Source organism: Variovorax sp. P4_D9 (genome assembly GCF_056401695.1).
Map to the genome: position 1 here is coordinate 1 of NZ_JBFUIU010000674.1, position 4,821 is coordinate 4,821.

The 4,821-nt window shown below is 72.3% G+C and carries 5 protein-coding genes and 1 pseudogene; 1 reads left to right on the forward strand and 5 read right to left on the reverse strand.

Annotation, left to right across the window (positions count from 1 at the left end; all coding sequences use genetic code 11):
* The 3 genes from AC1DY5_RS42280 to AC1DY5_RS42290 all read right to left on the reverse strand — a co-directional run.
* A partial coding sequence (locus tag AC1DY5_RS42280) for an ABC transporter permease (RefSeq protein ID WP_478120399.1) occupies positions 1 to 1,100 on the reverse strand: 1,100 nt, incomplete at its 3' end.
* A gap of 43 nt (positions 1,101 to 1,143) precedes the next feature.
* The gene (locus AC1DY5_RS42285; protein ID WP_478120400.1) at positions 1,144 to 2,388 is read right to left on the reverse strand and encodes an RNA polymerase sigma factor; all 1,245 of its coding nucleotides are present in this window, start codon (positions 2,386 to 2,388) and stop codon (positions 1,144 to 1,146) included.
* Positions 2,385 to 2,738 carry a YciI family protein gene (locus AC1DY5_RS42290; RefSeq protein WP_478120401.1) on the reverse strand — a complete coding sequence of 118 codons (354 nt, stop codon included), beginning with the start codon at positions 2,736 to 2,738 and terminating at the stop codon, positions 2,385 to 2,387. The genes AC1DY5_RS42285 and AC1DY5_RS42290 overlap by 4 nt, the downstream gene beginning before the upstream one ends.
* Before the next feature lie 128 nt (positions 2,739 to 2,866).
* Here AC1DY5_RS42290 and AC1DY5_RS42295 point away from each other — a divergent pair, with 128 nt between their 5' ends.
* Positions 2,867 to 3,832: a threo-3-hydroxy-L-aspartate ammonia-lyase gene (locus AC1DY5_RS42295; protein WP_478120402.1), complete on the forward strand. Its 966-nt coding sequence runs from the start codon at positions 2,867 to 2,869 to the stop codon at positions 3,830 to 3,832.
* On the opposite strand, the gene AC1DY5_RS42300 is transcribed toward AC1DY5_RS42295, so the two are convergent.
* Together AC1DY5_RS42300 and AC1DY5_RS42305 are read right to left on the reverse strand one after the other, a co-directional pair.
* Entirely contained in the window at positions 3,829 to 4,476 is a 648-nt protein-coding gene (locus tag AC1DY5_RS42300) for an ABC transporter ATP-binding protein (RefSeq protein WP_478120403.1), read from the reverse strand. The two genes, AC1DY5_RS42295 and AC1DY5_RS42300, sit on opposite strands and share 4 nt — an antisense overlap.
* Positions 4,473 to 4,821 (reverse strand): annotated as a pseudogene (locus AC1DY5_RS42305) (tRNA (adenosine(37)-N6)-dimethylallyltransferase MiaA); the annotation flags it as partial. The gene AC1DY5_RS42300 and the pseudogene AC1DY5_RS42305, both read right to left, overlap by 4 nt.

Below are 4,821 nucleotides of genomic sequence, written 5' to 3' on the forward strand. Positions count from 1 at the left end.
ACGCCCGCCGCCAGCACGCCGAGCGCGCCGTAGGTGAGGGCGGCGCCGGTGCTCCAGCGCAGCGTTGGTGCGACGCCGTCGAAGTAGCCGCCGCCCAGGTCGCCGCCCAGCAGCTTCAGCGCCAGCTGGGCCAGCGCGGTGCCGAGCGCGATGCCGGCGGCGCTGCCGATCACGCCGAGCAGCAGCGACTCGGCCAGCACCAGTCGCAGCCGTTCGCGCGGCGTCAGCCCCAGCACGCCGAGCAGGGCGAACTGCTGCGCCCGCTTGGCGACGCTCAGCGCCAGGACCGAAAACACCAGGAAGGCGCCGGTGAACAAGGCCACCAGCGCCAGCACAGTGAGGTTGACGCGGTAGGCGCGCGACAGGTTGCTGACGCGCTCGGCCGCATCGCCCGGCTCGGCGATCTGGATGCCGCCCGGCCAGTCCGGCGATTGCTGCAGCGCGCGGATGAAGTCCGCGTGCCCGGTGCCCGGCGCCAGCCGCAGGTCGATGCGCGTGAGCTGGCCGCCGCGGCCGAACAGGTCCTGCGCGGCGCCGATGTCCATCACCGCCAGCGCGGCCCCGCCGGCCGCGACCTGGCCGGCGATCTGCAGCGATTGCCATTGCGAGCCGACGCGCAGCTGCAGCTGCGTGGCGCCGTCGCCGATGGCCTTGCGCGCGGCGGCGTTCAGGAACACCTGGCCCGGCGCGAACAGCGACAAGCGGTCGGCGCCTTCGGCCGGCCGCGGCATCAGCGACGGCGCGATGGTCGGCAGCGCGAGGGCGTCGATGCCCACCACCCGCAGCGGCAGCCGGCGCTCGCCGACCTGCGCGACGCTCGGCAGCTCGAGCACCGGGCTGGCGAGCGCGACCTGCGGATGCCGCGCCACCCGCGCGAACAAGGCCTCGTCGAAGCTGCCTTGCGCGGCCCGCAGTTCCAGGTCGGGCTGGCCGTTGACCGAACGCACCGCGCTCGAGAATTCGTCGAGCGCCGAGGCGTTGATCAGCTGCACCGAGAAGGCCAGCGCAACACCCAGCATCACGGCCACGACCGCGGCCGCGTTGCGCCACGGGTGGTGGCGCAATTCCTGCCAGGAGAAGCTGAGCAACAAGGCCTTCATCGCCTTCGATTCTGCGCGAAGGCGATGCGCGACAGTGGCGCGCTCAGAGCCGGTCCGATGCGGCGGCCAGCCAAGCGCGCACCGCCAGGCTGGCGCTGAGGCCGGCCGCGCGGGCATAGGCCTGGCGCGCCGCGTCGGCTTGGCCGTTGCAGGCCAGCAGATGCGCACGCGCGGCCCAGAAGGGCTGATAGCTGGCGACCTCGGCCGGTGGCAGGGCGTCGAGTTCACGCAGTCCCGCTGCCGGTCCTTCGGCTTCGGCCGCCGCGCAGGCCCGGCTGACCATGGCGCCGGTGCTGGGGCGAAGGGCGATCAGGCCGTCGTAGAGCGCCACCAGCGCCTGCGCCGGAACCTGCGCGCCGAGGCGGCGCGCGCAATGGGCCGACTGGATCGCGGCCTCGATCTGGTAGGGGCCGAGCGTGGCCAGCGTCGCGGCATGCTGCAGCGACTGCTCGGCCTGCCGGCGATGGGCCGGGTTCCAGCGCGCGATGTCCTGTTCGTCCAGCGGCACATAGGCGCCTTCGGCGCTGCGCCGGGCCGCGGCGCGGCTCTCGCAGAACAGCATCAAGGCCAGCAGGCCCAGCGGTTCGGCTTCAGTCGGCATCAGCCCGCATAGGATGCGGCAGAGCTCGATCGCCTCGGCCGTGAGGCCGCGCTCCGCGGCGTCGGCGCCGTCGACCTCGTCCCAGCCGGTGCCGTAGGCCGCATAGATGCCGTCGAGCACGTCCTGCAGCCGCTTGGGCAGATCGAGGGCGCGCGGGAACTCGAAGGGGATGCCGGCAGCCCGGATGCGCGCCTTGGCCCGTACCAGGCGCTGGCCCAGCGTGGCCGGTGCCGTGAGGAAGGCGCCGGCCATACGGGCCGCGTCGAGGCCGAGCACGGTCTGCAGCATCAGCGGCGCGCGTGCCGCGGCATCGATGGCCGGATGGGCGCAGACGAAGAACAGGCGCAGCCGTTCGTCGGGCACCGCCTCGCCCGGGCCGTCGACCTCGCCGCCGATCTCGTCGGCCAGCAGCAGCAAAGTCTGCGCCGCCTCGTCCTGGACGCGATTGTGGCGCCAGGCGTCGAGCGTGCGGCGGCGCGCCACCTGCAGCAGCCAGGCTTCCGGCTGCGCCGGCACGCCGTCCACGGGCCAGCGCTCGAGCGCCCGCGCGAAGGCGTCGGCCAGCGCGTCTTCCGAGGCCGAGATGTCGCGCGTGCGCGCCGAGAGGATCGCGACCAGCCGGCCGTAGGACCGGCGCGCGGCCTGCTCGGCCGCGGCGTGCGTCTGCTCGAGCGCCGAGCCTTTCACATCGGTGCCGTGAAGACCGGGCGCACCTCGACGCCGCCGGTGCTGGCACAGGGCGCGCGGGCGGCCCATTCGAGGGCGGTATCGAGGTCCGGCACATCGACCACGAAATAGCCGCCGAGCTGTTCCTTGGTGTCGGCAAAAGGCCCGTCCTGCACCTGGCGCTTGTCGCCGCGCACGCGCAGCGTGGTGCCGGTCATCGGCGGGTGCAACCCGTGGCCGTTGACCGCGATGCCCGACTCGCGGATCGCGCTGATATAGGCCATCCAACCGGACATGTAGGCCTGGCCGGCGGCCTGGTCCCGTTGCTCGAACTCGGACTGGGGTTGGTAGAACATCAGCATGTATTGCATGGAACCTCCGGGGAAGAAGCACACGAGCATGATCGCTCACTGCAATGACGGTGCAGCCGGTCGCGTTTCGACAGTGTGCGGCAAGGCGGCGCGATTATTTCTTGTCGCCGTCGCTTAAGCTCATTCCCATGAACACACTTCCGACCTACGACGACGTGATCGCCGCGGCAGCGCGGCTCGAAGGGCATGCCCACCGCACGCCGGTGCTGCGCTCGCGCACCGCCGATGCGCGCTGGGGCGCGCAGTTCTTCTTCAAGTGCGAGAACTTCCAGCGCATGGGCGCCTTCAAGTTCCGCGGCGCCTTCAATGCGCTGTCGAAGTTCGACGCCAGGCAGCGCGAGGCCGGCGCGATCGCCTTCTCGTCCGGCAACCATGCGCAGGCCGTGGCACTGTCGGCACGCCTGCTCGGCATGCCGGCCGTGATCGTGATGCCGAACGACGCGCCGGCCGCCAAGCTGGCCGCGACGCGGGAATACGGCGCCGAGGTGGTGCAGTACGACCGCTTCGCCGAAGACCGCGAGGCGCTCACGCGGCGGCTGGCCGAGGAGCGAGGCATGACGCTGATCCCGCCCTACGACCACCCGGACGTGATCGCCGGGCAGGGCACGGCGGCCAAGGAACTGATCGAGGAAGTCGGCGCGCTCGATGCGCTCTACGTCTGCCTCGGCGGTGGCGGCCTGACCAGCGGCTCGGCGCTGTCGGCGCGCGCGCTCGCGCCCAACTGCCAAGTGTACGGGGTCGAGCCGGAGGCCGGCAACGACGGCCAGCAGTCGCTGCGGGCCGGCCGCATCGTCACCATCGAGACGCCGAAGACCATCGCCGACGGCGCCCAGACGCAGCACCTGGGCAAATACACCTTCGGCATCATCCGCCGCGACGTCAGCGACATCCTGACGGTCAGCGATGCGCAGCTGGTGGCGGGCATGCGCTTCTTCGCCGAGCGCATGAAGATGGTGGTCGAGCCGACCGGCTGCCTGGCCTTCGCGGCGGCCTGCGCGGCAGGCGATTCGATCCGCGGCCAGCGGGTCGGCGTGATCGTCAGCGGCGGCAATGTCGATCTGGCGCGCTATGCCGCACTGCTAGGCGGCGATTAGGGGCGGATCCCTTCGGCGCTCAGGTGCAGCACGCGGTCGGCGCGCGCCGCGGCGGCTTCCGAATGCGTGACCAGCACCAGCGAGGCGCCGTGCGCGCGGGTCTGCGCCAGCAGCACGTCCATCACGCGCGCCGCGGTGCCCGGGTCGAGGTTGCCGGTCGGCTCGTCGGCCAGCAGCAGCGAGGGGGTATGGACCAGCGCGCGGGCGATCGCGACCCGCTGCAACTGGCCGCCGCTCAGCTGCTGCGGCAGACGCGCGCCGAGGCCGGCCAGGCCGACGGCGTCGAGCATGCGCGCCACGCGGCCGTCGTCGCGCTGCCCCAGCAGCATCAGCGGCAGCGCGACGTTCTGCGCCACGTCCAGGTGCGGCAGCACGTGGAAGGCCTGGAACACGAAGCCGACGTTCTTGCGGCGCCACAGTGCACGCGCCTCGGCGTCAAGCGCGCCGATGTCGGTGCCGTCGTGCCGCACCGTGCCGGCATCCCAGCTGTCGAGGCCGGCCATGCAGTTGAGCAGGGTCGACTTGCCGACGCCCGATTCGCCGACGATCGCCACGAACTCGCCGTCCGCGACCTCGAGCGTGACCTGCTCGAACACCGGCGCCTCCCCGTAGTGCTTGGCGAGATCCCTGATCTGCAGCGTCATGCCAGCGCCGCCACCTGGCGCAGCACCTGGGCGATGGCATCGGGGGCCTCGGCCGGGATCACGTGGCGCCCCGGCATGCTGCGCAGCCAGGTCATCTGTCGCTTGGCGAGCTGGCGCGTCGCGGCGATGCCGCGTTCGCGCAGCTCGGTGATCGGCCAGGCGCCGTCGAGCGCCTCCCAGGTTTGTCGGTAGCCGACGCAGCGCATCGAGGGCAGGTCGGCCACCAGGTCGCCGCGCGCGCGCAACGCCTGCACCTCGGCGATCAGGCCGGCCGAGAGCATGGCGTCGAAGCGCTCCTCGATCCGCGCGTGCAGCCAGGCGCGTTCGGTGGGTTCCAGCGACAGC

What these genes read in the sequence shown, in the direction of transcription:
- AC1DY5_RS42290 (WP_478120401.1), bottom strand. Translation starts at nt 2,738, where the DNA reads ATGCAATACATGCTGATGTTCTACCAACCCCAGTCCGAGTTCGAGCAA.
- AC1DY5_RS42300 (WP_478120403.1), bottom strand. Translation starts at nt 4,476, where the DNA reads ATGACGCTGCAGATCAGGGATCTCGCCAAGCACTACGGGGAGGCGCCG.
- AC1DY5_RS42295 (WP_478120402.1), top strand. Translation starts at nt 2,867, where the DNA reads ATGAACACACTTCCGACCTACGACGACGTGATCGCCGCGGCAGCGCGG.